23 protein-coding genes are annotated in these 25,539 nt (G+C 65.6%); 13 read left to right on the top strand and 10 right to left on the bottom strand.

From position 1 onward, the window contains the following. Nucleotides 1–3: 3 nt before the first annotated feature. The 7 genes from cysW (at nt 4) to DDT93_RS21745 (ending at nt 8,307) form a co-directional block, all read left to right on the top strand. Complete coding sequence (gene cysW / locus DDT93_RS21715) at nt 4–807, top strand: sulfate ABC transporter permease subunit CysW (protein ID WP_109467995.1); 804 nt, start codon at nt 4–6, stop codon at nt 805–807. Then, nucleotides 804–1,532: an ABC transporter ATP-binding protein gene (locus DDT93_RS21720; protein WP_109467996.1), complete on the top strand. Its 729-nt coding sequence runs from the start codon at nt 804–806 to the stop codon at nt 1,530–1,532. The genes cysW and DDT93_RS21720 overlap by 4 nt, the downstream gene beginning before the upstream one ends. 191 nt (nt 1,533–1,723) lie before the next feature. Then, nucleotides 1,724–2,671, top strand: coding sequence for a TAXI family TRAP transporter solute-binding subunit (locus DDT93_RS21725; RefSeq protein ID WP_109467997.1), 948 nt, complete (start codon nt 1,724–1,726; stop codon nt 2,669–2,671). 57 nt (nt 2,672–2,728) lie between these two features. Then, nucleotides 2,729–4,828 carry a TRAP transporter permease gene (locus DDT93_RS21730; protein WP_109467998.1) on the top strand — a complete coding sequence of 700 codons (2,100 nt, stop codon included), beginning with the start codon at nt 2,729–2,731 and terminating at the stop codon, nt 4,826–4,828. Further along, nucleotides 4,825–5,205, top strand: a complete 381-nt coding sequence (locus DDT93_RS21735; RefSeq protein WP_109467999.1) for a DUF1850 domain-containing protein — start codon at nt 4,825–4,827, stop codon at nt 5,203–5,205. Before DDT93_RS21730 ends, DDT93_RS21735 begins: the two co-directional genes overlap by 4 nt. A gap of 7 nt (nt 5,206–5,212) precedes the next feature. Continuing rightward, a complete protein-coding gene (locus DDT93_RS21740; RefSeq protein WP_109468000.1) occupies nt 5,213–7,006 on the top strand; it encodes a sensor histidine kinase in 1,794 nt (597 codons plus the stop codon). After that, nucleotides 7,003–8,307, top strand: coding sequence for a sigma-54-dependent transcriptional regulator (locus tag DDT93_RS21745; protein ID WP_109468001.1), 1,305 nt, complete (start codon nt 7,003–7,005; stop codon nt 8,305–8,307). The genes DDT93_RS21740 and DDT93_RS21745 overlap by 4 nt, the downstream gene beginning before the upstream one ends. A 9-nt stretch (nt 8,308–8,316) precedes the next feature. On the opposite strand, the gene DDT93_RS21750 is transcribed toward DDT93_RS21745, so the two are convergent. The 9 genes from DDT93_RS21750 to DDT93_RS21790 all read right to left on the bottom strand — a co-directional run bounded on the left by DDT93_RS21750 (nt 8,317) and on the right by DDT93_RS21790 (nt 18,794). Continuing rightward, nucleotides 8,317–9,477 carry an acyl-CoA dehydrogenase family protein gene (locus DDT93_RS21750; RefSeq protein ID WP_109468002.1) on the bottom strand — a complete coding sequence of 387 codons (1,161 nt, stop codon included), beginning with the start codon at nt 9,475–9,477 and terminating at the stop codon, nt 8,317–8,319. 2 nt (nt 9,478–9,479) lie between these two features. Next, a complete protein-coding gene (locus tag DDT93_RS21755) occupies nt 9,480–11,024 on the bottom strand; it encodes a long-chain-fatty-acid--CoA ligase (protein WP_109468003.1) in 1,545 nt (514 codons plus the stop codon). Continuing rightward, nucleotides 11,024–12,181 (bottom strand): acyl-CoA dehydrogenase family protein, encoded by a 1,158-nt coding sequence (locus tag DDT93_RS21760; RefSeq protein ID WP_198654936.1) that lies wholly within the window; start codon nt 12,179–12,181, stop codon nt 11,024–11,026. Before DDT93_RS21760 ends, DDT93_RS21755 begins: the two co-directional genes overlap by 1 nt. 83 nt (nt 12,182–12,264) lie before the next feature. After that, nucleotides 12,265–13,428, bottom strand: a complete 1,164-nt coding sequence (locus DDT93_RS21765) for an ABC transporter substrate-binding protein (protein ID WP_109468004.1) — start codon at nt 13,426–13,428, stop codon at nt 12,265–12,267. Between the two features lie 29 nt (nt 13,429–13,457). Continuing rightward, on the bottom strand, nt 13,458–15,299 hold the full coding sequence (locus DDT93_RS21770; RefSeq protein WP_109468005.1) for an AMP-dependent synthetase/ligase: 1,842 nt from the start codon (nt 15,297–15,299) through the stop codon (nt 13,458–13,460). Beyond that, nucleotides 15,290–16,051 (bottom strand): ABC transporter ATP-binding protein, encoded by a 762-nt coding sequence (locus tag DDT93_RS21775; protein ID WP_109468006.1) that lies wholly within the window; start codon nt 16,049–16,051, stop codon nt 15,290–15,292. Before DDT93_RS21775 ends, DDT93_RS21770 begins: the two co-directional genes overlap by 10 nt. Next, the gene (locus DDT93_RS21780) at nt 16,051–16,818 is read right to left on the bottom strand and encodes an ABC transporter ATP-binding protein (protein WP_109468007.1); all 768 of its coding nucleotides are present in this window, start codon (nt 16,816–16,818) and stop codon (nt 16,051–16,053) included. Before DDT93_RS21780 ends, DDT93_RS21775 begins: the two co-directional genes overlap by 1 nt. Further along, complete coding sequence (locus tag DDT93_RS21785) at nt 16,815–17,912, bottom strand: branched-chain amino acid ABC transporter permease (protein WP_109468008.1); 1,098 nt, start codon at nt 17,910–17,912, stop codon at nt 16,815–16,817. Before DDT93_RS21785 ends, DDT93_RS21780 begins: the two co-directional genes overlap by 4 nt. A 3-nt stretch (nt 17,913–17,915) precedes the next feature. Beyond that, nucleotides 17,916–18,794 (bottom strand): branched-chain amino acid ABC transporter permease, encoded by an 879-nt coding sequence (locus DDT93_RS21790; RefSeq protein WP_109468009.1) that lies wholly within the window; start codon nt 18,792–18,794, stop codon nt 17,916–17,918. A gap of 155 nt (nt 18,795–18,949) precedes the next feature. On the opposite strand from DDT93_RS21790, the gene DDT93_RS21795 reads away from it, so the two are divergent. From DDT93_RS21795 to DDT93_RS21810, 4 genes are read left to right on the top strand one after another with little or no spacing between them, the layout of a single operon-like run. Beyond that, entirely contained in the window at nt 18,950–19,570 is a 621-nt protein-coding gene (locus tag DDT93_RS21795; protein ID WP_109468010.1) for a TetR/AcrR family transcriptional regulator, read from the top strand. A 27-nt stretch (nt 19,571–19,597) separates the two neighbouring features. Continuing rightward, nucleotides 19,598–20,806, top strand: a complete 1,209-nt coding sequence (locus DDT93_RS21800; protein ID WP_109468011.1) for an acetyl-CoA C-acetyltransferase — start codon at nt 19,598–19,600, stop codon at nt 20,804–20,806. 11 nt (nt 20,807–20,817) lie between these two features. Further along, on the top strand, nt 20,818–22,965 hold the full coding sequence (locus DDT93_RS21805; protein ID WP_109468012.1) for a 3-hydroxyacyl-CoA dehydrogenase NAD-binding domain-containing protein: 2,148 nt from the start codon (nt 20,818–20,820) through the stop codon (nt 22,963–22,965). Then, a complete protein-coding gene (locus DDT93_RS21810; RefSeq protein WP_109468013.1) occupies nt 22,962–24,089 on the top strand; it encodes a CaiB/BaiF CoA transferase family protein in 1,128 nt (375 codons plus the stop codon). Before DDT93_RS21805 ends, DDT93_RS21810 begins: the two co-directional genes overlap by 4 nt. 18 nt (nt 24,090–24,107) lie before the next feature. Here the strand turns inward: DDT93_RS21810 and DDT93_RS21815 are convergent, their stop codons facing one another. Then, nucleotides 24,108–24,578 (bottom strand): Lrp/AsnC family transcriptional regulator, encoded by a 471-nt coding sequence (locus DDT93_RS21815; protein WP_109468014.1) that lies wholly within the window; start codon nt 24,576–24,578, stop codon nt 24,108–24,110. Nucleotides 24,579–24,705: 127 nt separating this feature from the next. On the opposite strand from DDT93_RS21815, the gene DDT93_RS21820 reads away from it, so the two are divergent. Together DDT93_RS21820 and DDT93_RS26570 are read left to right on the top strand one after the other, a co-directional pair. Then, nucleotides 24,706–25,209, top strand: a complete 504-nt coding sequence (locus DDT93_RS21820) for an RrF2 family transcriptional regulator (RefSeq protein ID WP_109468015.1) — start codon at nt 24,706–24,708, stop codon at nt 25,207–25,209. Between the two features lie 111 nt (nt 25,210–25,320). Then, the gene (locus DDT93_RS26570) at nt 25,321–25,530 is read left to right on the top strand and encodes a hypothetical protein (RefSeq protein WP_157960252.1); all 210 of its coding nucleotides are present in this window, start codon (nt 25,321–25,323) and stop codon (nt 25,528–25,530) included. Nucleotides 25,531–25,539: the final 9 nt, after the last annotated feature.

Consider the following 25,539-nt stretch of genomic DNA (forward strand, 5'->3'; position numbering starts at 1 on the left):
CGCATGACCCGCTTCATTCTCATTGCCCTGTCCCTGCTGTTTCTCGGCCTGATGGTGATCCTGCCTGTCATCGCCATCTTTCACCGTGCCTTCGCCGACGGGTTCGACGCCTACCGGGCGGCCATTCTCGACCCCGAGACTCTCGCCGCGATCCGTCTGACGGTGATTGCGACACTGCTGGTCCTGCCGCTCAACGTGATCTTCGGCGTCGCCGCGGCCTGGGCCATCGCCCGGTTCCGCTTCGTCGGCCGCCGTGTCCTGCTGATCCTGATCGAGATCCCCTTTGCCGTCTCGCCCATCGTGGCTGGCCTCTGCTTCCTGCTGATCTATGGCGCCTATGGCCCGGTCGGCGCCCTGCTGGAGCCCTACGGCGTGCAGCTGATGTTCAACCTGACCGGCATCGTCCTTGTCTCTGCCTTCGTCACCTGCCCCTTCGTGATGCGTGAAGTGCTGCCCGTCCTGATGGTGACGGGCGAGGACGAGGAACTGGCCGCCGTGACTCTGGGGGCGAACGGCTGGCAGATCTTCCGCCACGTGGTCCTGCCCAACATCTCCTGGGGGCTCGCTTATGGCGTGGTCCTGACGATGGCGCGCGCCATGGGAGAATTCGGGGCGGTCAGCGTCGTGGCCGGGGCAATTCGCGGCCAGACGATGACGCTGCCTCTGCAGATCGAACTTATGTACAACGACTACAACGCGACCGGGGCCTTCGCCGCCGCAACCGTGCTGACGGCGCTGGCGCTCGTCACGCTGGTGCTGCGCGGGGTACTCAACCGGTTCGGACCAAAGAAGGAAGCGCACGCATGACGTTTCAGGCGCTCGACATACACAAGTCCTTCGGCGACACCGAAGTGCTCAAGGGCGTTTCGCTCTCGATGAAAGAGGGCGAATTCGTCGCCCTTCTCGGCCCTTCCGGATCCGGCAAGACGACCCTTCTGAACATCATCGCCGGGCTCGCCCACGCGGACCGGGGGCAGCTTCTGTTCGCAGGCGAGGACATCACGAGGCTGCCCGCCGGGCAGAGGCATTTCGGCTTCGTGTTCCAGAACTACGCCCTGTTCCGCCACATGACCGTCGCGCAGAACATCGCGTTCGGCCTGCGCGTCCTCCCGCGCAAGTCCCGGCCGTCGCGGTCGGCGATTGCCGCACGGACGCGGGAACTGCTCGAGATGATCGAGATGGCGGATCTGGCAGACCGCTTTCCCGCGCAGCTTTCCGGCGGACAGCGCCAGCGGGTCGCCATGGCCCGCGCCCTTGCCATCGAGCCCCGGCTGTTGCTGATGGACGAACCCTTCAGCGCGCTGGACGCGCAGGTGCGGCAGTCCCTGCGCGAGTCCGTCCGCGACCTGCAGCGCAAGGCAGGTGTGGGCGCCATCATGGTCACCCATGACCGGGCCGAGGCATGGGCGCTCGCCGATCGCGTCGCCGTAATGAACGAGGGCCACATCGTCCAGTTCGACCGGCCCGAGGTCCTGAGCAGCAATCCAAGCTCTGATTTCGTCCGCCTTCTGGTGCGCGCCGACGCGGCCTGAACGCCGTTCGCGGTCCGCCTGAACAGCTCCCGTGGCAGAAAACCGCCACGGGCGGGGCAGGAACCTGCGAACTATTTGAAAGCTCCCCCGACTCGCAGGGTTGTCGCCCGGTCGACGCTTGACCATGGTTCCCGCACCGCGCGCCAGCGACCCAAATCCTGCTGGTGCGATCGTTTTCTGGGAGGAACATCATGTTCAAAACCTTTGGGCTCGGCGCGCTGGTCGCCGGCAGCCTCGCCGTCTCCGCACCCGCCGCGATGGCCACTGAATTCGTCAACGTCCTCACCGGCGGCACCTCGGGCGTGTACTACCCGCTCGGCGTTGCCCTCGCGGATATCTATGCCAAGAACATCCCCGATTCCCGCACCCAGGTGCAGTCCACCAAGGCATCGGTCGAAAACCTGAACCTGCTGCAGCAGGGCCGGGGCGAGCTCGGCTTTGCGCTCGGTGACTCGGTCAAGGACGCCTACGAAGGCAACGCAGACGTCGGCTTTACCAAGCCGCTCGACAAGCTGCGCGCCATCGCCGCCATCTACCCGAACTACATCCAGATCGCAGCATCCGCCGACTCCGGCGTGTCCACCGTGACCGAACTGGCCGGCAAGTCCGTGTCCGTCGGCGCCGCCAAGTCCGGAACCGAGGTCAACGCACGCAAGATCCTCGACGCGCTCGGCATGACCTACGACGATCTCGGCAAGGTCGAGTACCTGCCCTTTGCGGAATCCGTCGAACTGATGAAGAACCGTCAGCTGGACGCCACCCTGCAGAGCTCGGGCCTCGGCTCCGCCGCGCTGAAGGATCTGTCCTCCACGCAGGATGTGACCTACGTGTCGATCCCCGCCGAAGTGGCCGACACCCTGGGCGCGCCCTACGCCGCTGGCGTGATCCCGGCGGGCACCTACCCGGGTCAGGATGCAGACATCCCGACGCTGGCAATCACCAACATCCTCGTCACCAGCTCCGACGTCTCGGACGAACTGGCCTACGAGATGACCAAGCTGCTGTTCGAGAACCTCGAGCAACTGAAGGCCGCGCATGCCGCAGCCGGTGCCATCGACATCAAGGAAGCGGTCAAGAACTCGCCGATTCCGCTGCATCCGGGCGCCGAAAAGTACTACAAGGAACAGGGCCTGCTGTAAGCGGACCCGTGCGGTGGCCCGGCCAAGGCCGGGCTGCCTGCGCGAAGGGAGGATCACATGACCGGACAAACCGTGGCCGAGCGCGACAGCGCCGAGGACCTGACCGAAATGCACGACCCGCTGGCATCGGGCTTTCCGCCCAGCCTGACCGGGCGTTTCCTGTTCTGGCTGGCCGTTGCTTTTTCTCTCTACCAGATTTCGATCGCCGCGCATGTGATCGACCTGCCCAGCCAAGTCATGCGCGCCGTTCACGTCGGCTTCCTGATGGCGCTCGGGTTCCCGATGCTTGCCATCGGGCGCGGCTTCCGGCCCGCGCTGCGCGCCTTCTGCTGGCTGCTGGCCGCCGCCGGCGTCACGGTCGCCGCCTACCAGTGGATCGAATACACGCCGCTGCTGATGCGCGCGGGTGCGCCCATCCCCGCCGACCTCGTCTTCGGCTGCATCGCGGTCGTGACCGTCTTTGTCGCCGCATGGATGCTGATGGGCCCTGCCCTGCCGATCATCTGCGGCATCTTCCTCGCATACGCGCTGTTCGGCCAACACTTGCCCTCCCCGTTCAACCACCGGGGCTATGCCTTCGAGCAGGTCGTCGAACAGATCGCCTACGGGACCGAAGGGATCTACGGGATCCCGACCTATGTCTCGGCCACCTACATCTTCCTCTTCATCCTTTTTGGCTCGTTCCTTGAGAAGGCCGGGATGATCAAGCTCTTCACCGATGTCTCCCTCGGTCTCGTCGGTCACAAGATGGGCGGCGCGGCCAAGGTTTCCGTCCTGTCCTCTGGCCTGATGGGCACCATCTCGGGCTCGGGCGTCGCCAACGTGGTAACCACCGGCCAGTTCACCATTCCGCTGATGAAACGCTTCGGCTATCGCCCCGCCTTTGCAGGCGGCGTCGAGGCGACCGCCTCGATGGGCGGGCAGATCATGCCGCCGGTGATGGGCGCCGTCGCCTTTATCATGGCCGAGACCCTCGGCGTTCAGTACATCGAAGTGGTGAAGGCCGCCCTCGTACCGGCCATCCTCTACTTCGCCGGGGCCTTCTGGATGGTCCACCTCGAAGCCGGCAAGCGTGACCTGCGCGGCCTCTCCGCCGAGGAAATGCCCTCGGCCCGCAAGGCGCTGAAAGAGGGCTGGTACCTGATCCTGCCGCTCGCCGTTCTGGTCTGGCTGCTGTTCTCGGGCTACACGCCGCTCTTTGCCGGCACCATCGGCCTTGCACTTACCGGGATGCTCATTCTCGGGGCGGCCATCGCCACGGGCATGTCCTCGACCGCGATCAGGGTGATCTTCTGGATCGTCCTTGGCCTCTCCGCCTCTGCCTTCTTCAAGTTCGGCATCAACGCCCTGCTTCTGGTCCTCGCCATCCTGATCATCGCCTGTGCGGTCTTCAAGGGCGGGCGCGAGACGCTGGCCATCTGCCGCAACAGCCTTGCCGATGGCGCCAAAACCGCCCTGCCCGTCGGGATCGCCTGTGCACTGGTCGGCGTGATCATCGGGGTGATGACCCTGACCGGCGCGGCCAATACCTTTGGCCAGTTCATCGTCTCGGTCGGTCAGAACAGCCTGTTCCTCAGCCTCGTCCTGACGATGATCACCTGCATCATCCTCGGCATGGGCATCCCGACGATCCCGAACTACATCATCACCTCCTCCATCGCGGGCCCCGCCCTGCTCGACCTCGGGGTGCCGCTGATCGTCAGCCACATGTTCGTCTTCTACTTCGGCATCCTCGCCGACCTGACGCCGCCGGTGGCGCTCGCCTGCTTTGCCGCGGCACCCATCGCCAAGGAGAACGGGCTCAAGATCAGCTTCGAGGCCATCAAGGTCGCCGCCGCCGGTTTCGTGGTGCCCTTCATGGCGGTCTACACGCCAGCGCTGATGCTGCAGGATGGCGGAACGCTCGCCGGTTCGATCGGCTACTGGCCCGCCGTCGCCTACATCGTCTTCAAGGCGCTGCTTGCCCTCGCGCTCTGGGGCACCTGCGTCATCGGCTGGCTTGGCCGCCCGCTGGCGATCTGGGAACGCCTCATCGCGGTCGCCGCGGCCTTTACCCTGGTCGCCGCCCTGCCGGTGACGGACGAGATCGGCTTTGCCCTCGTCGTGGTCTTCGGTCTGCTGCTGTGGTGGCGTCGCCGGACCCCGGTGTCGGCATGACCGGTTGCCTGATGGCCGGGGCGACGATGCTCGCCCTCGCCAGCGGCAGCAGCTTCACGCTGGAATGGACCCACTCGGTCGAACGTCAAAGCTGGCGTGAAAGCTGGGAAGTGACCGCCGACCACCGCCTTCACCTGACCGAGGCGGCAGTCAAGGGATCGGGCGCGGGCATGGAGCCCGGTCCGGGGGGACACTTCGAGGATGGTTGGTGGGTCTGGGCCCCTGACCTGCCCTCGGTCCCCGAACTGGTGCTCGCCGCCTCCGGCGAAACCCCGTCGGCCTGGCGCCTCTGCGCCGCGGACTGCACCGACATTGGCGCGACCTCCGGGCAGCCTATCCGGGTCGCCCCCTGTTCCGACACTGACAGCCGGGGCTGAGGGGCCGATGGTGTCCCGTCGCGTCCACCTCCCCCGCATCGGCCCGCAATGGCGGCTGCGGCTGGTCCTTGTCACGATCGGCGCCCTGCTCTGCGGTGCCCTCGCCTGGCAGATGATGCTGGGGCAGCTCCGTCAGGGACTCGAGCAGACCCTGCTCGTCAGCCATCGCGCGATCCAGACCGAGATCGACCGGTTTCGCTACCTTCCCCGCGTGGCCGGAGAGGATGCGCGCATCCATCAGGCGCTCGCCAGGCCGCAGGACGGCGCAACCATAGAAGCCGCCAACCGCTACCTCGAGCGCGTGGCCACGCAGACCGGGGCCGAGCGCCTTTACCTTCTTGATGACACCGGTGTCACGCTCGCCTCGTCGAACTGGGCCGAACCCGACAGCTACGTGGGCCACGATTACAGCTTTCGGCCCTATTTCACCGATGCCTACGCGACCGGCAGCGGTGCGGTCTACGCCATCGGCGTGACCACCGGCGAGCCCGGTTACTTCATCTCGGCCCGGGTCGACGAACCGGGGCTGAGCGTGCGCGGCGTCATGGTCGTGAAGATCGACCTGCGCCCACTCGAACAGGCATGGGCCGAGACCGGCCAGCACATCGCGGTCACCGATCGAGACGACGTAGTCTTCCTGTCGTCGCAGCCGGGCTGGCGCTATCGTCCCCTCACCCCGCTGCCCGCCGATGCCCGCGCGCGGCTGAGCGCCTCGCGCCTCTACACCCGCTCCGAACTGGAACAGGCCGCACCGCTCCTGCCGAATGGGACCGAGCTCAACATCGAAGGGCAGGGCCGCGCGACGAGCCTGCGCGGAACGCCCTTCGAGAACGGCTGGCGCCTGCTCGCGGCGACACCGCTCTGGCCCGCGCGAACCGCGGCCGCCCTTACCGTTGCACTGGTTTTCCTGACCGGCCTGCTCGGGCTCGGGCTGGCGGATATGCGCCGCCATCGCCGCCGCCTGATCGCCCTGCGCCTGAAGCAGACCGAAACGATGGAGCGCAAGGTGCACGAGCGCACCGCCGAACTGGCCCGCGAGATCGACGCGCGCCGTCAGGTCGAGGCCGATCTTCGCGCCACGCAGGCCACGCTGGTCCAGTCCGAGAAAATGGCCGCCCTGGGTCGCATGTCCGCAGCCATCGTCCACGAGGTCAGCCAGCCCCTTGCCGCGATGGAGGCCACGCTTACCGCTGCCGAGTTCGGCCTGTCGAACGCGCCCGAGCAGACGGCTGCTCGGCTTCAGTCCGCGCGCGGCCTGATCCGGCGGATGCAGCGCATGACCAAGCACCTCAAGAACTTCTCGCGGCGCGAGGCGGCACCGCTCGCACCGGTGGACGTGACCGAGGTCGCGCGCTCGGCACTGGCACTGGCCCAGCCCCGCGCCGACGCTGCCGGTGTCCAGCTCCACTTCGAGGCGCCGACAAACACCCCCGTGGTGCAGGCAGGTCATGCCCGGCTGGAGCAGGTGCTGGTGAACCTGCTGCACAACGCCATAGAAGCGGTCGAGCCGGGGCAAGGCGAGGTGTCGCTTCAGGTCCTCTCGCGGGATCAGGAGCTGTCGCTGGTGGTGCGCGACAACGGCCCCGGCATCCCGCCCGATGTCCTGTCCCGCGTCACCGAACCGTTCTTCTCCACCAAGATCGGGGGCGAGGGGCTTGGTCTCGGACTTGCAATCAGCTTCGAGGTCGTCCAGCAGTTCGGCGGACGGCTCGACATCCACTCTACCTCCGGCCAGGGGGCGGAGATCGCGGTGATCCTGCCGCTCCTGAGCAGCGACGACACCCGCGAGGCCGCCGAATGAACCCCCTGATCCACGTTGTCGAAGACGACCGGGACCACCGCCATGCCCTCTGCGACCTGATCGAGGCCGCCGGGTATCGCGCCGAAGGTTTTGCCGAGGGCGGCGCGGCACTGGCCGCGACCACCCGCCCCGATCTCGTGCTGACGGACCTCCGCATGCCCGGGATGGACGGGCAGGCGGTGTTGCAGGCGGTGCGCGAACGCGACCCCGATTGCCCGGTCGTCCTGATTTCCGGGCACGGCGATCTTGCGCAGGCGGTTCAGGCCATGCGGGCCGGGGCCGAGGACTTCCTCGAAAAGCCCTATGACGGCATGCACCTGCTGACGGTCATCGAACGCGGGCTGCGCACCCGTGCCGCGCGGGCCGAGATCGGGCGACTGCAGGACAGCATCACCCGCAGGGACGATGGCGGGCTGCTCGGGCAGTCTGCCGCCATCACTGCGCTTCGATCCCGGATCGCCGCCCTGGCGCCCACCGATCTCGATATTCTCGTCACCGGAGAGACCGGGACCGGCAAGGAACTGGTCGCCCGCGCCCTGCACGAGTCGAGCACGCGCGCGTCCGGCCCCTTCGTCGCCCTCAACTGCGCCGCGCTCCCCGAGAGTCTGTTCGAGATCGAGATCTTCGGCCATGTCGCCGGTGCCTTCCCCGGGGCGCAGGACAAGCCCGGCAAGCTCGAGGCCGCCTCGGGCGGCACGCTGATGCTCGACGAGGTCGAGGCAATGCCGGCCGCGATCCAGCCCAAGCTGCTCCGCGCCTTGCAGGAACGCGCGGTGGAACGGCTGGGTGAGAACCGACTGCGGCCGCTCGATCTGCGCATCGTCGCGACCTCCAAGACCGATCTGCGGCCCCTCACCCTCGATGGCAGCTTCCGTGCGGACCTGTTCTATCGCCTCGCCGGTGCGGAAATCGCGGTCGAACCGCTGCGCTCGCTCGGCGAGGATATCATCCTGATCTTCAGCCACTATGCCGGGCTGGCTGCCGCGCGCTATGGCCGCGAGGTGCCCGAGCTGGATTACCCGCTCAAGCAGCGTCTGCTGCGCCGATCCTGGCCCGGCAACGTCCGGGAGCTGAAAGCCGCCGCCGAACGCTTTGCCCTTGGCCTCGACATTCCGGAGGGGTCGGCCGCGCCACTCGCCGCGCCCGAAAGCCTTGCCGATCGCGTCGCCGCCTTCGAAGCCCGGGAGATCCGGCTCGCGCTCGAACACTGCCGCGGCAATACCGAGCGGGCGGCCAAGGCCCTCGGCATGGCGCGCCGCACGCTGAACGACAAGATCAGCCGCTACGGCATCCGCATCTGACTCCTGCGCTCAGGTCAGATCGCGCTCTCCCAACCCCAGCCCACGCCCGATGATCTCCTTCATGATCTCCGACGTTCCCGCATAGATGCGGGCGATCCGCGCGTCGCGGAACATGTGGCTGATCTCGTATTCGTCCATGTACCCCGCGCCGCCGTGGAACTGGAGCCCGGAATCGACCACCTCGCCCTGTAGCTCCGAGCAGAGCAGCTTGGCCGACGCCGCGTTCTCGGGCGTGAGCCGTCCCGCATTTGCGAGCATCACGCATTGATCCAGGTAGGCCTGCGCCGCATCAAGACGCGTGCGCAGATCGGCCATCACGAAACGGGTGTTCTGGAACGCGCCCACGGGTCGGCCAAAGGCACGGCGTTCCTTGATGTAGTCCAGCGTGATGTCAAAGGCCGCCTGCGCATGGGACAGCGACGAGATCGCGCTCATCGTGCGCTCTACGGCAAGGCACTCCGCCATGTAGGCAAAGCCCATGCCCGGATCGCCGAGCAGGTTCTCCCTCGGCACCCTGATGTCATCGAACCTGATCTCGGCAGTGTCCTGTACCGGCAGGCCCAGCTTCTTGAGGTGCCGCCCACGCGAAAATCCCGCCATGTCGGCGGTCACGACAAACAGCCCGATCTGCCCGCGCTTGTCGCCCGTCTTGGCCGCCACCACGAAAAGGTCACCGATGAGTCCGTTGGAAATAAAGGTCTTGGCCCCGTTCAGCAGCCAGTGATCGCCCATGTCCTCGGCCCGGGTACGGATCGCCGCAAGGTCCGATCCAGTATCGGGTTCGGTCATGGCAATCGCCATGATCGTCTCGCCGCTGACCGCGCCGGGCAGGAAACGCGCCTTCTGCTCTTCATTGGCGAACCGGTCCAGATAGGGCCCCACCAGCATCGAATGCGCGTTGTGGAAAAAGCCGATATCGGTCCAGCGGATTGTCTCTTCCTGCAAGACCTGATCGTATCGGATATCCCGGATGCCCGGGCCACCATACTGCTCGTCCGCCCAGAGGCACAGCCAGCCCTGCGCCCCGAAGGCGAGAAAATCCTCCCGGTCGACATGGCCCTGCGCGCGCCATTTCGGAACCTTGTCCGACATGGTGTCCTTCAGAAAGCGGCGGACCTGGTCGCGGAACATCTCGTGCTCCGGTTCGAGGTGGGTGCGGGGAAACTGCATGGTCATTCCTTGGCAAGCTCGGCCCGCAGGACGTGCTTCAGCACCTTGCCCGCGGGTGACAACGGAAGCGCGTCGATCAGCGAGACCGAGCGGGGCGCCTTGTAACCGGCAATCAGCGACTGGCAGTGCGCCCTGACGCGCTCCAGCGAAATCTCGGCGCCCGCAGCGGCGACGATCACCGCGTGCACCCGTTCGCCCCATTCCTCGTCGGGCGCGGCAACCACGGCCGACGCCGCGATGCCGGGCATCGTGGCAAGGGCGTTCTCGACCTCGGCGGAATAGACGTTCTCGCCCCCGGTCACAATCATGTCCTTCACCCGGTCGACCACGTGAAGGAACCCGGCCTCGTCCATGAACCCCGCGTCTCCGGTATAAAGCCACCCCTCCGACAGGGCCTTCGCCGTCTCCTCCGGGCGGTTCCAGTAGCCCAGCATCACTTGCGGCCCCCGCACCGCGATTTCACCCACCTCGCCCACCGGCAACGGATTGCGCGCCGCATCGACGATCCGCACCGTGGCAGTAGGAAGGGGGCGCCCGGCGGAGGTGAGGCGCTGTCCGGCTCCCTCACCCAAATGGTCCGCCGGGGCCAGGCAGGTCACGACGGGGGAGAATTCCGTCTGGCCATAGACCTGCATGAAGCCCGCCGTCGGGATGGCCTCCATCGCGCGGGCAAGGAGCGTGGTGTCGATCGGGGCAGCGCCATAGCGGATCGACACCAGCGAAGACAGGTCGCGCCGCGCCAGATCGGGATGATCCAGCAGCCAGCGCAGCATGGTCGGAACCACGAAGATATCACCGACCCTTTCCTCTTCGATCAGGCGCAGCGCCTCGCCAGCGTCAAAGGCGGGCATGATCACCTGCGGCGCGCGGCGATAGGCGAACTGGAAGATCACCCCGACACCGCCGATATGGAAGAAGGGCGCCACATGGAGGCCGGGCGCATCTCCGCCATTCGGCGCCGCCGCCGTGAGCGAGAGCGAGCAGGTCGCGATCCCCGCATGCGACAGCATCACGCCCTTAGGTCGCCCGGTCGTCCCGCCGGTGTAGAGCAGCGCCGCCATGTCGTCGCCCGCGCGTCCCGCATCCGGGACCGGGTCATGTGACGCGATCAGCTGCTCCCAGTCGTCCATTCCCTCCGGCGCCGCCATATCGCCAGCATGGATGATCCGCTCCAGCCCCGGCGCGGGCGCGCGCAGCTCGGGCACCATACCGGCGAAACCGTCATCCACGATGAGTATCCGGGTCTCGCTGTCCTCCAGCGAAAAGGCCATCTCGCGGGCCGACCAGCGGGCGTTCACCGGGTTGATCACACCCCCCGCCCAGAGTGTCGCGAAGACATACTCGACATAGCGGTCCGAGTTGGCGGCCAGCATCGCGATGCGGTCACCCGGTCCGACCCCCATCGCCCGGAACGCGGCGGCAAGGCGCGCGACCCGATCGGCAAAAACGGCGTTGCTCCGCCGCCTGCCTCCGAAGATCGTGAAGATCCCCTCGGGCCGCTCTGCCGCGGCCTTGATCACCGGTTGCGTGAGGCCGAACCCGGTCATCAGTTGCGCTGCCGGTCGTCGAGCCCAAGACCCCGACCGATGATCTCGCGCATGATCTCTGAGGTCCCGGCGTAGATACGGCTGATCCGGGCATCGCGGTACAGCCGCGAGATCTCGTATTCGTCCATGTAGCCCGCGCCACCATGCAGCTGCAGGCATTCATCGACGACACGCCCTTCGACCTCGGAAGTGTAGAGCTTGACCTCTGCCGCCATCTCGGCGCTGAGCGTTCCGGTCAGGTGCTCGCGCGCGCAATGGTCGGTCAGGGCCCATGCCGCGTCCAGCTCGGTTCTCAGCGAAGCCATCTTGAAACGCGAGTTCTGGAAGGTGCCGATGGCACGGCCAAAGGCCCGGCGCTCCATGATGTAGTCCATCGTGACGTTAAAGGCGTGTTCCGCCCGTGCGACGAAACCCACCGCACCGATCAGTCGCTCCTCGGCCAGGTTCATCATCATCGTCTTGAACCCGCCGCGCGGGTCGCCCAGCACGTTGGCCTTCGGCACCTTGACGTTGTCGAAGAACAGCTCGGCTGTGTCCTGGCTCTCCAGCCCGACTTTCTTGAGATTGCGTCCGCGTTCGAACCCCGGCGTGCCGTCCTCGACCCAGAACAGCCCGATCTCGTGGCTGGCCTCCGGGTTCGTCTTGGCCGCGACAAGGACCAGCCCGGTCAGGAATCCGTTGGAGATATAGGTCTTGGACCCGTTCAGCACCCAGTGGTCCTCGTGCTCCACCGCGCGCGTCCGGACCCCGGCGAGGTCCGACCCGGTCCCCGGCTCGGTCATCGCGATGGCAAGGATTGTGTCACCCGAGACCGCGCCCGGCATAAAGCGGTCGCGCTGCTCTTCGGGCGCGAAACGGTGCAGGTAGGGGCCGACGATCCGGTTCTGGAGCCCGATGAAGAACCCGGGCTCGCGCGGCCCCAGTTCCTCGCAGATGATCATGTCATAGCGGAAATCCTGCAGCCCCAGCCCGCCGTATTTCTCGTCCGCATACATGCAGAGAAAGCCCTGCGCCCCGGCACTCTTCCAGACCTCGCGGCTGACGCATCCGGCCTCGCGCCATTCCTCGGCATGGGGAAAGAGTTCCTTCTCGGCCCAGGCGCGAACCGTTTTCCGGAAAATCTCGTGCTCTTCTTCGTATATCGTTCGTCTCAGCATGCAGGCCTCCGGGCCGTCGGAGCCCGGCCCCGCGGCATCTGTTCAGGTTTGCAGGGCGGCCTGCGCCGCCCTGTCTTCAGGAATTAGTCGAGGGTCTGGACCAGCACCCAGGACCCGTTCTCGATCCGGTTGACGAAGATCTCGTCCGCGGCCACGTGGTCCTCGGCACTGAAATCGACGTGGTTGCCCGAGATCGGATCGTCGTAATCGAGGCTCTCCATCGCCGCGATAAAGCTCTCGCGTGTCAGGTCAGGTCCCGCCGCTTCCAGCGCGGCCACCATGATCCCGGCGCCCGATCGGCCCAGCAGCGCCCCGGTCCCCGGGTAGGCTTCACCAGTCGCCGCGGTGTACTTCTTGACCCATTCGGCGACGTCCGGGTCGCTCATCCGGGCCTCGAGGTCCTGCCAGCCGGCAGCCGAATAGACTCCGTCCATCACCCCCTGCTGGGCCAGACCCTTGGCAACGACGGTGTGGAAGCCAGCGCTAGACAGCAGGAACTTCAGGTCATCCATGCCCAGCTTGCGCGCGGTGGTGATGGCGTTGATCATCTGGCTGATGCCGAGGGCAACGCCGACGGTATCGCAGCCCGAGTCCTTGATCCGCCCGAGCGCACCGGTGAAGTCGCTCTCGTCCGGCTTGTGGCCGATCTCGGCGCCCAGCTCGATCTCGCCCGCTTCCGCCGCTTCGTGGACCGCGGCCTCGATCTCCTTGCCAAAGTCGGTCGGCAGAATCATCAGGCAGACCTTCTTGGTGCCTTCCGTCTCTTTCATGTAAGCCAGCGCCGCCTTGATCGCGTCGTAGTAGGAAGCCGTCCCGGCGAACTTCCAGGGCTCCGGCGGCTCGACCATCTGGCGCGCGGCGGTGATCGGAGACACGTTCGGCACACCCTGCGGTCCCATCAGCTGGAACATGGCAAGGTTATGCGGCGTCCCAAGGTTCAGCAGCATGGCAAAGACCTGATCGCGGTTGATCAGCTTGTTCGCCGCCTGCGCCGCCTTGGGCACCTGGTAGCCGTGATCCTCGACGATGTAGGTGATCTTGCGACCATGCACCCCGCCATTGGCGTTGACCTCTTCGAAATAGGCCTGCGCCGCAGAAACGGCGGGCACCGAGAAGGGTGCGAAGATTCCGGACAGGTCATGCGCGCCACCGATCTTGATCTCGGTATCGGTCACGCCCGGTGTCTGTGCCAGAACCGGCGACGCCGCGAGTGCGGCAAGTGTGGCCAGTGCTTTCAGTTGTTTCATTCCATCCTCCCTGTTCGACCCTCTCGGGGTCAGTACATCTCGTCGATCAGCGCGGCGTGGCGCTGGTTCACGAAATTCCGTTTCAGCTTCATGGTCGGCGTCAGTTCCTCGTCCTCAGCTGTCAGCAGGATATCGATCAGCCGGAAATCCTTGATCTGCTCCACCTGCGCGAAATCCTTGTTGGTATCGCGAACCACCTGGCCGATCAGGTCGCGCACCTCGCCTGCCCGCGTCAGCGAGGCGAAATCCGAGAAGGGGATCTGCCGGTCCTGCGCGAATTTCTCGACGTTCTCCTGATCGATCATGATCAGGCAGGTCAGGTACTTGCGGCGGTCCCCGATCACCACGGCGTCCGAAACATAGGGCGAGAACTTGATCCGGCTCTCGATCTCGGCAGGGGTAATGTTCTTGCCCCCGGCGGTGATGATGATGTCCTTGATCCGGCCCGTGATGGTCAGGCAGCCGTGGTTGTCGATGCGCCCGACATCGCCAGTCCGCAGCCAGCCGTCCTCGGTCATGGTCTCGGCGGTCTTCTCCGGTTTGTTCCAGTAGCCGCTGAACACCGTAGGTCCCGCGATCTGAATCTCGCCCTCGGGCGACAGTCTCAGCGACACCCCGGGCAGCGCCGCGCCGACCGTTCCGATCCGGCTGTTGTGCACCGTGTTGGTCGTACCCACCCCGGCCGTCTCGGTCATGCCCCACCCTTCGACCAGCGGCACACCAATCGCATTGAACCACCGGATCAGCTCGGGCGAGATAGGTGCGGCGCCGGTCGTGCACTGTCGCGCCTGCGACAGGCCCAGCATCCGCCTGAGATTGCCAAGAACCAGCAGGTTCGCCAGCGTGTACTGCAGCTTCAGCCCGGCGGACGGCGACTGGCCGTCTTCCCTCGCGGCGGCGTTGGCCGCCCCGGTGCGGATCGCCCAGTCGAACACCCACCCGGCCAGCGCCCCGGCGTCCGAGCGCATGATCGTGACCTTCGAGTAAATCTTCTCCCAGATGCGCGGCACCCCGGTAAAGGAATGCGGGCTGACCTCGCGCAGGTTGTCAAAGACCGTTTCCGGGCTCTCGGCAAAGTTCACCGTGCTGCCATTGGCAATCGGGTTCTCGACCGAGACGAGCCGTTCGAGAACGTGGCACAGCGGGAGAAAGCAGAGCAGCTCGTCACCCTCGCCGAACTCGTAGGCGTCGCGCCAGGCCCCAATCTGGAAGATCACGTTGCGGTGCGAGATGATCGCGCCCTTCGACGGTCCGGTGGTGCCCGAAGTATAGATCAGCATGCGCGGATCCTCCGGGCGGACCCGCTTGATCGCCGCCTCGAAGCGCCCCGGCTCGCGGCGCTCCTCCGCGTCGCCCAGATCGTAGAGCTCGTCGAGGAACATCACGTTGGGGTCCGAGAAGTCCGCCAGCCCGTCACGGTCCAGCACGACAACCCGGGCGATACCCGCCATGTCGTCGCGCGCCTCGAGATACTTGTCGAGCTGTTCGTCGTTCTCGACGAAGAGGATCGAGGCACCGCTGTCGTTGGCAAGGTAGGCAAGCTGGCTGGCGCTGTCGGTCGTGTAAACGCCCGACGGGATCGCCCCGACCGAGGCCGCTGCGAGGTCGATATAGAGCCATTCGCGCCGATCCTCCGACAGGATCAGCACCGGTTCGCCATGCTCGACCCCCAGCGCCAGCAGGGCCAGCCCGATCCGCCTCGCGTTTTCGTAGTAGTCGCGCCAGGTGTAGGACTGCCAGATTCCCAGTTCCTTCTCCCGGTGGCAGACCCGGTCCCCGTGCTGCGCGCATCGCTCCGCCCAGAGCGACACCACGGTGTCATGGCCGTCGTATGTCAGATGATCGGAAGCGGTCACGCGGCTCATCTCCATGTCTTGCGCCTCTTCCAGCGCTTCTGATCGCGCTGCTGGTCACCCGAGCGACCGAGGTAGAATTCCTGGATATCGTCAGAGGCGCGCAACCGCTCGGTCGTGCCCGACATCACGATCCGACCGGTTTCCAGAACGTAGCCCTTGTGCGCGGTGGCGAGCGCAATGTGGGCGTTCTGCTCGACCAGCAGCATGGTCACGCCCTGTTCGGCATTCAGCCGCGCGATGATCGCAAAGATCTCCTGCGTTAGCAGCGGCGACAGGCCAAGCGAGGGTTCATCGAGCATCATCAGCCGGGGTCGAGCCATCAGGCCGCGCCCGATCGCCAGCATCTGCTGCTGACCGCCCGACAGGAAGCCCGCCGCCTGCCGATAGCGCTCCTTCAGGATCGGGAAGTAGGAATAGACCAGCTCAAGGTCATCGGCGGTGTTGTCGCGCCGGGTAAAGGCGCCGAGCCTGAGATTCTCCTCGATGGTCAGGTAGGGAAACACTTCCCGCCCCTCGGGCACCAGCGCCATGCCCTTCGACACAACGCGGTCCGGGTCCAGCCCGGCAATCGGCTCGCCAAGAAAGGTGATGGTCCCCTTCTCCGGATCCATCAGTCCGGCGATGGTCTTCATCAGCGTCGTCTTGCCCGCGCCGTTGGCGCCGAGGATGGTGACGATCTCCCCTTCCTCCACGTCGATCGAGACACCGCGCAACGCCATGATCGCGCCGTAGTAGGTTTCGAGGTTGCGAACTGAAAGCACCGCCATCACGCCGCCTCCGTTCCAAGGTAGGCCGCCTTGACGTCCGGGTGCGCCTGCACGTCCGCCGGTGAGCCAAGCGCCAATGGCCGCCCGTTCGCAACCGCCAGCACCCGGTCCGACACCTGGTTCACGAGGCTCATGTCGTGTTCGACCATCAGCACGGTCAGTCCCATGTCGCGGCGCATGTCCTCGATCCAGAAGGCGACCTCGCGGGTTTCCTCCACCGAGAGCCCCGACGCCGGCTCGTCGAGCAGGATCAGCTTGGGCCCGATGGAAAGCGCGCGGCCGATCTCGACCACCTTGCGCACGCCGTAGGGCAGGCCCGCGATCATCTTGTTGCGATAGGCCTCGAGTTCGAGAAACTCGATCACCTCCTCGACATGGCGGCGATGGTCCCTCTCTTCGCGCCGGACTTTCGGCAGGAACAGGATATCCTCGACGAAACTGGTCGAACGATGCGTGTGGCGCCCCATCAGCAGGTTGTCGAGCACCGTCGAGTGATCGAAGAGCTCGATGTTCTGGAACGTCCGCGCGATCCCCAGCTTGGCGATGTCATGCGCCTTCAGGCCGGTGATGTCCCTGCCGTCGAACCTGATACTGCCCCGGGTCGGTTCGTAGATCCGCGAGATCAGGTTGAAGATCGTCGATTTCCCGGCCCCGTTCGGGCCGATGATCGCAAAGACCTCCCCGCTTTCAACCGAGAACGACACCCCGTCGACCGCCTTCACCCCGCCGAAATGAACGGCCAGGTCGTTGACCTCCAGCAGGCTCATTTCATCCGCTCCGTCTTGAGATAGGTCTTGTGCCTGCGGAACATGTCGCGCCGCGCCAGCGGAAAGGTTTCCAGCCAGACCCGGATCTTGCGCCAGCGACCGTAGAGTCCTGCCGGTTCGAAGATGATGAAACCGATGAGGATCATCGAGAACACCATGGTGTCGAGCCCCGGGATCCCGCCAAGGTCGATGCCGAAGTTGGCGTTCACGCCGTCCCGCAGGATCGCGATGAGCTGGGGCATGCCGGTGATCAGGATCGCGCCCAGGAACGCACCCTGGATCGAGCCCAGCCCGCCGATGGTGACGACCAGCAGCAGGTTGATCGAGATGATCACCGAGAAGAGCTCGTAGTTGAAGAACCCGATGAAGTGCCCCATCAGCGCCCCGGCCAGTCCGGTCACGCCCGAGGACAGCCCGAAGGCAAGGGCACGCGTGCGGGTAACGTTGATCCCGAGCGCGCGGGCGCTCACCTCGCTGTCGCGCACCGCGAGAAACGACCGGCCCGTCGGACTGCGCATCAGGTTGGCATACCCCCACGTGACGAGCGCGACGATCCCCAGGACCAGCCAGTAGAAGTTCGTCAGCGCGGCGTAGCGGTCGAAACTCACACCGAAAAGGGTGATCGACGGGGCCATGATCCCCCCCACCCCGCCGGTGATCGGCTCCAGCATGATCACCAGTTCCTCGACGATCACGAAAACCGCAAGCGTGGCGATGGCAAGGTAGATGCCCGACATGCGCACTGCGGGAATCGCGATCAGCGCGCCGAACAGTCCCGCGGCCAGACCTGCCGCCGGAAGGGCGAGGTAGAATGGCAGCCCTGCATTCATCAGCGCCGCATCGGTATAGGCCCCGATGGCCAGAAAGGCCGCATGGCCAAGGCTCACCTGCCCGGTGTGACCTACGGCAATCATCAGCCCCATGCCCGCCAGAGCCCAGATCAGCGTGTTCGTCGCCTCGGCGAGGTAGTAGTCGCCCACGAGGAACGGAAGGATGGCCATCAGCCCCAGCAACAGCGCGGTGCGCAGCCGATCCGCCCCATGCTCGTGCAGGTCGATGTCGCTGTCATAACTCGTCTTGAATACGACCCGCATGGCTCAGACCTTCTTCATCTGGATTTGCGAGAACAGTCCGCCGGGGCGTGTGACCAGAACCAGCAGCATGATGATGTAGGGCGACATCTTGGCGAACTCGCCCGGCGCATAGCGTCCGGCCACCGGCTCGATGATCCCGATGATCAGCCCGCCCAGCAGCGCCCCGGGCAGCGACCCGAGACCGCCGATGACGGCGGCAGCAAAGGCCTTGATGCCCAGCAGCCCGATGTTCGGGTCGATGGCGCCGCGCGTGGCATAAAGCACGCCACCCACGGTCGCGACCGCACCCGACAGGCCCCAGATCAGCGAGTTCACCCGCATCACCGGCACCCCGACGATATAGGCGGCCATCTGGTTCTGGCTGGCCGCCTGCGCGGCAAGCCCGATCCGGGTAAAGGCGAAGAAGGCCCAGAGCGCGACGGTCAGGACAAGGGTCACGCCGATGGCGATCAGGTCCGCGACCGAAATCACGATCCCCCCGGCCCGCATGTTCATCCCGGCAAAGGGAGTCTCCAGCACCAGCGGGGTATATCCCCAGATGGAGCCCGCGACGAAGCGGAAGACGAAACCGAGCGCGATGGTCAGGATGACCAGGGCAAACTGCGGTTGACCGAAAAGCTGTCGGACGATGACCCGCTCGACCCCCCAGCCCACGCCGAACATGATGACAACCGCCAGCGGCACCGCGATTGCAAAGGGCATTCCCAGTTGCTCGCTGTTGCCAAGACCGAGCGCGATGAACGCGCCCAGCATCATCATGTCGCCCTGCGCGAAGTTCACGCCTTCGCTGGCCTTGTAGATCAGAACGAAACCCAGGGCGACGAGCCCATAGATGCAGCCGTTGGCGAGACCGCCAATCACGAGCTGAAGCAACTCCGTCATGGCCGGAGCCACGGCGCAGTCGCGCCTTGCATAGAGTGCATCACGCCGACTCCTCCCTTCCGGCAATGAACGCTGTTGACACGATTTAAACACTCGTGTTCAATTTCAGTCAACAGCGATTTTCATTCGACCGAACCCCGGTTAGAGACGTCCCCATGAACACCGCCACCCTGCGCATTCACCAGGCAGCCCTGCGTTTCTTCGCCGACAATGGCGGCACCAGCGTTGCTGTCAGCGATCTCGCCCGCGAAGCCGGCCTGTCGCGCGGCACCATCTACAACAACCTCGACGAACCGCAGGCACTGTTCGGCTCGGTCTGCCAGACCGTCGCCGAGGAGTTCGGCAGCTCGGTCGCCGAGGCGACCGCCGGCATGAGTGACCCGGCCGAGAAGATCTCCGCCGCTATCCGGCTGTGCATCCGCCGCGTTCACGAAGATCCGCACTGGGGCCGGTTCATCTCGCGCTACGCGATGATGCAGCCCGAACTGGGTTCGTTCTGGGGCAAGATGCCCGCCGACGAACTCCGGCGCGGCATCTCGTCGGGCCGGTTCGACATCCGGCAGGAACAGATAGCCTCCATCACCGCCACGGCGGGCGGAGCGACCTTCGGCGCCATGACACTGGTTCTGGAAGGTCACCGCACCTGGCGTCAGGCAGGCAGCGATACGGCCGAGATCATCCTACGTGGCGTCGGCATTGACAAGAACGAGGCCCGGGAGATCACTCAGAGGGAACTGGAGGGCCTGCCGCGATTGAGCGTGTTCGACGCGGCCTGAGGATTTGGGAATTCAAGGAGGAGAGACATGGCACAAGCGGCCTATATTTACGATGCAATCCGCACACCGCGGTCCAAGGGCAAAGCCGACGGCACCCTGCACGAGGTCAAGCCGATCGACCTCGTCACCACGCTGCTGGGCGAAATGCAGCAGCGACACGACCTCGACACCTCGCGCGTGGATGACGTCATGCTGGGCTGTGTCGCACCGGTGATGGAACAGGGCGCCGTGCTGCCCAAGATCGCCCTGCAAAAGGCCGGTTGGGATGAAACCGTGCCCGGCGCGCAGGTGAACCGATTCTGTGCCTCCGGGCTCGACACCTTCAACACCGCGGCGGCCAAGGTCGCCTCCGGCTGGGAAGACCTCGTTTGCGCCGGTGGCTTCGAATCGATGTCGCGCGTGCCGATGGGCGCTGACGGCGGCCCCTTCGCCGAGGATCCGGCCACCGCGATCCAGACGGGCTTCGTGCCGCAGGGCATCGGCGCCGACCTGATCGCCACGATCGAGGGCTGGTCGCGCGACGACGTCGACGCCTTTGCGCTGGAAAGCCAGAAACGCGCCGCCCACGCCCGCGATTCCGGCTGGTTCGACCGCTCCGTGGTGCCGGTCCGCGACGAGAACGGCGTGACCATTCTCGAACGTGACGACTTCATCAAACCCGACACCGACATGCAGAAGCTCGGCGCGCTGAAGCCCAGTTTCGCCATGCCGGGGTCGATGGGCTTCGATGCCGTCGCACTGGCCAAGTACCCGCAGGTCGAGCGTATCAACCACGTCCACACCCCGGGCAACTCCTCGGGCATCGTCGACGGTGCCTCGCTGGTCATGGTGGGCAGCGAGCAGGCTGGCAAGGATATCGGCCTCGACCCGCGCGGCCGCGTGCTCTCCATCGCGCTGACCGCGACGGATCCGACGATCATGCTGACCGGCCCCGGGCCGGCCTCGCAAAAGGCGCTGGCCAAGGCCGGGCTGACCATCGACGACATCGACCTCGTCGAGATCAACGAGGCCTTCGCCTCGGTGGCCCTGCGCCTGCAGCGCGACCTGAACGTGCCGGATGAAAAGCTCAATGTGGTCGGCGGCGCCATCGCCATGGGCCACCCCCTTGGCGCAACCGGCGGCTGCCTTGTTTCGACCATGCTGGACGAACTGGAGCGGCGCAAACTCAAGCGCGCGCTGATCTGCATGTGCGTCGGCGGCGGCATGGGCATCGCCTCCATCATCGAGCGCGTGTGAGGGAGGACGACATGGAAGATTTCATCTACGAAAAAGACGCCGACGGCATCGTCACCGTGACCATGGACATGCAGGGGCAGTCCGCCAACACGATGAACAAGCGCTACATCCCCGGGATGAACGCGGTGATCGAAAAGCTCCGCGCAGAGGAAGGTCTGAAAGGCGTCGTGTTCGCCTCTGCCAAGAAGACCTTCTTTGCCGGTGGCGACCTCGGCGACATGCTCGCCAACGAGCAGAGCTCCGATGCGCTGTTCCACTACATCGAGGCCAACAAGAAGCCCTACCGCGATCTGGAAAAGCTGCCCGTTCCCGTGGTCGCCGCGATCAACGGCGCGGCGCTCGGCGGTGGCTACGAGCTGTGCCTCGCCTGCAATCACCGGATCGTCCTGAACTCTCCCAAGGCAGTCGTCGGCCTGCCCGAGGTCACCCTCGGCCTGCTGCCCGGCGCGGGCGGCGTCGTGCGCCTGACCAAGCTGCTGGGGTTGGAAAAGGCCCTGCCCTACCTGCTGGAAGGCAAGCAATCCAAGCCGCAGGCGGCGCTCGCCGCCGGGCTGGTAGACGAGATCGTGGAGGCCCCGGAAGATCTGGTGCCTGCCGCCAAGGCATGGATCAAGGCGCATCCCGACGAGCACACCCAACCCTGGGATCAGAAAGGGTTCCGCTATCCGGGCGGTGACACGCTCAGCCCCAAGATCCGGCAGATCATCCAGGTCTCGTCGGCAATGCTCTACAAGAAGACCCGCGGCCTGCTGCCCGCCCCCGAAAAGATCCTCGACATCGCGGTCAACTCGATGCGGATAGACTTCGACGCGGCCCTCCGCAACGAGAGCCGCGGCCTGTGCGCGCTGCTGGTCACCAAGGAATGCCGCGCGGCGATCACGACCTTCTTCTTCGGAATGCAGGCCATCAAGTCCGGCAAGGTGCGCCCCGCCGGCGATCATTGGCAGGCCGGCTCGGCCGTGGTGCTGGGCGCGGGCATGATGGGGTCGGGCATTGCCTATGCCCATGCCAAGCGCGGGCTCGCCACGCGGCTGAAGGATACCGATCAGGCCAATGCCGAAAAGGGCAAGTCCTATTCGGAGAAGCTCTGCGACAAGGCCCTGTCACGCGGCCAGATCGACGAGGCCGCCAAGGCGGCGCTGCTGGGCCAGATCACGCCCACCACCGAGAACGCGGCGCCCGGAACGGTCGATATCGTGATCGAAGCGGTATTCGAGGATATCGACCTCAAGGAGAAGGTCATCGCCGATACCTGGCCGATGCTCTCTCCCGAGGGCATCTACGGCTCCAACACCTCGACCCTGCCGATTTCGATCCTGGCCGAGGCCTGCCCCGATCCGACCCGCTTCATCGGGCTGCACTTCTTCAGCCCCGTCGACAAGATGAAGGTGGTCGAGATCATCATGGGCGAGAAGACCAGCGAAGAGACCCTTCGCAAGGCCTACGACTACGTGCAGCAGATCGGCTACATGCCCATCGTCGTGAACGACTCGCGCGGGTTCTTCACGTCGCGCGTCTTCGGTACCTTCATGGACGAAGGCTGCCAGCTTCTCGTGGACGGGATGAAACCCGTCGCCATCGAACGCGCGGCATGGCTCGCCGGGATGCCGGTCGGTCCGCTGCAGGTCTTTGACGAAGTCTCGCTGATCCTCAGCCAGAAGGTCCGCAAGACGCACGAAGCGCTTGATCAGCGTCTTGGCCTCGACAGCAACTTCGGCACCCACAACACGGCCACCAACGCGATCATCGACCCGATGATCTCGATGGGGCGCGGCGGGCGCCAGTACGGCGGCGGCTTCTACGACTACGACAGCCAGGGCAACCGCACCCTCTGGGACGGCCTCGGCCAGTTCGCCAAGGGCAATGCCGATATCCCAATAGAGGACGCCATCGACCGTATCCTTTATCGCCAAGCCATCGAAACGCTGCGCTGCCTCGACGAGGGCGTGCTGAACACCGAAGTCGAAGCGAACCTCGGCGGCATCTTCGCCATCGGCTTCCCAGCCCATACCGGCGGGGCGATCCAGTTCATCCGGGGCATCGGGGTAGACGCCTTCGCGGCCCGCGCCAAGGAACTGGCCGAAGCCTACGGCGAGCGCTTCGATCTGCCCGATACGATGCTCGACCGCCTGCGCGACAGCGCAGCCAAGGCGGCATGAGCGGGCCCCTCGCGGGGCTCAGGGTCGTGGAAATGGCGGGGCTCGGGCCGGCACCTCTTGCCGGCCAGTTCCTCGCCGACCTCGGAGCCGAGGTGATCCTGGTCGGACGCAAGTCCGGCCCGGCCGACCCAGCCGACATCAACAACCGGGGCAAGCGCCCGGTGGCCCTGAATCTCAAGGCGCCCGAGGGCGTTGCCGCCGCACGCGCCATGATCCGCCGCGCCGATGTCCTGATCGAGGGGTTCCGCCCCGGAGTCATGGAACGGCTTGGCCTTGGTCCCGAAGACTGCGCCGCAGACAATCCGCGACTGGTCTATGCCCGGATGACAGGCTGGGGTCAGGATGGCCCTCTGGCGCAGACCGCCGGGCATGACATCAACTACCTCGGCCTCACCGGCTTCCTGCACTCCATCGGACGGGCCAACGAGGCCCCGCCCCCGCCCCTGAACATCGGGGCGGACTACGGCGGGGGCACCATGTTCCTGCTGTTCGGCATCATGGCGGCACTGTTCGAGCGCCAGACATCGGGCAAGGGACAGGTCGTCGATGCGGCGATGGTCGATGGCGCCTCGGCAATGATGGCGCTGATCCACAGCTGGATCGGCCGGGGTCATTGGACCGAGACCCGCGAGGCCAACCTGCTCGACGGCGGCGCCCCGTTCTATCGGACCTACGAGTGTGCCGACGGCAAGTTCCTCGCCGTTGGTCCGCTCGAACCCCAGTTCTTCGCCGAACTGGTCCAGCTTGCCGGTCTGCCCGAGGATCACCGCGTGACCCAGATGGACGCGGCGCAATGGCCGAACCGGCGCGACACCTACGCCGAGGTGTTCCGCCGCAAGACGCGGGATGAATGGGCCTCGATCTTTGACGGATCCGACGCCTGCGCCACCCCGGTCATGACATGGTCGGAGGCGCCGAAGCATCCGCACAACGTGGCGCGCGGGACCTTCACCGAGGTCGGCGGCATCACCCAGGCTGCTCCGGCACCGCGCTTCTCGCGCTCCGTCCCTGCGCCGGTCGCCGCACCACCGGCCCCCGGGTCGCAAACCGAGGCCGTGCTGCGGGACATCGGCTATGCCGAGGACGACATCGCGCAGATGCGGCAGTCCGGCATCCTGACCTGAACACCGAAGTCGGCCTTTTCAGGCCGACTTCGTATCAATCGGCAGCGCGGTCTGGGCCTTGAGCCGCCGCAGAGCGAAATTGGCCGAGATTTCCCGGACCGGGATCGCCTCGGTGATCCGCTGCCGGATCCGGTCGAACCCGGCCATGTCAGGCACCACGATCCGCAGAACGTAATCATGGTTCCCCGCCAGCTGATAGGCGTCCATCACCTCCGGGATCTCGTCCAAAAGTTCGCCGAAACGGTCGTGCCAGCTTGGCGTCTGTTCCGGCGCCGATACTCCTGCGAACACCGTCAGGCCCAGGCCCAGCCTCTCGGGATCCACCACGGCCACCCGCGCCCGGATGACGCCGGACTCCTGCAACCGTCGCACGCGTTTCCAGCAGGGCGTCTGCGACAGCCCCACGATATCGGCCAGCCGGGCCAGCGGCACGGTCGCGTCCGCCATCAGCGTCGCCACGATCTTGCGGTCAATGCGGTCGAGCTCCATGCGGGCTCCTCCCTGCGACTCGTTCTTTCTCCAGCATGGCGTAAATTTACTATTAGTCTACCGTCTTTATCGTGATTAAGCGGAAAGACGACTTTGCCTGCCGTGAAATTGGTGATTTACTGCCCACATGATCACCCAGAAGACAAAGTATGCCCTCAAATCGCTAATGGCGCTCGGAGCGCTGGATAAGGGTATGGCGCTGACCATCGAGGAAGTCGCGCAGCGCTCGGGCGCACCCAAGCGCTTTCTCGAGCACATCCTTCTGGAGCTGCGCAAATCGGGATACCTCGGGGCCAAGCGCGGGCGCGCCGGCGGCTACTTCCTGATCCGCGACCCGGCCCGGATATCTCTCGGCGAATTGCTGCAGCAGATCGACGGCCCCATCGCGCCCCTTCCCTGCCTGTCGCGCCGCGCCTACCGGCGATGCGACGACTGCGCCGACGAGGAAAGCTGCCAGCTGCGCCGGGTCTTCGGCGAAATCTTCTGGAGCTACCTGCTGCTCATCGAATCGCTGACGCTCCAGGATCTTCTGCAAGACCCTGGAAAGACGATGAAAACCCTCGCCGGGGCGGCTCCGCAGTCAGCTGACGATGAAAGTCTGCTCGCGCCCGGAGACGGCTCGGGAGAATAATTTTCTCTCGCGGGACCGCAGAACGCCAAATCCTTTCTCTATAAATCACGACTAATACAGTGGATATTATGGTTATTGGGTAGCCCACCCTGATCCGAAAGGAGGACCATAATGCCACCTGCTTCCCATTCCCGGCCCGCCGGACGGGTTCACGTGCTGCACCTCGTGGCCCGTGACACCGGAGAACCCCTGCGCATCAGCGGGCGAACACTGACCGTCCTCGCCAGCGATCCGCACCTTGCCGCGCGCGAGATGATGCAGGGCCGCAACCCGGCCCAGTGGTCGGTCCGCATCGCCCGCCCCGAATCCATGACCTCCTGACAGCAAGAG

The sequence above is a fragment of the Albibacillus kandeliae genome (assembly GCF_003116585.1).
In the GTDB taxonomy this organism is placed as follows: Bacteria; Pseudomonadota; Alphaproteobacteria; order Rhodobacterales; family Rhodobacteraceae; genus Albibacillus; species Albibacillus kandeliae.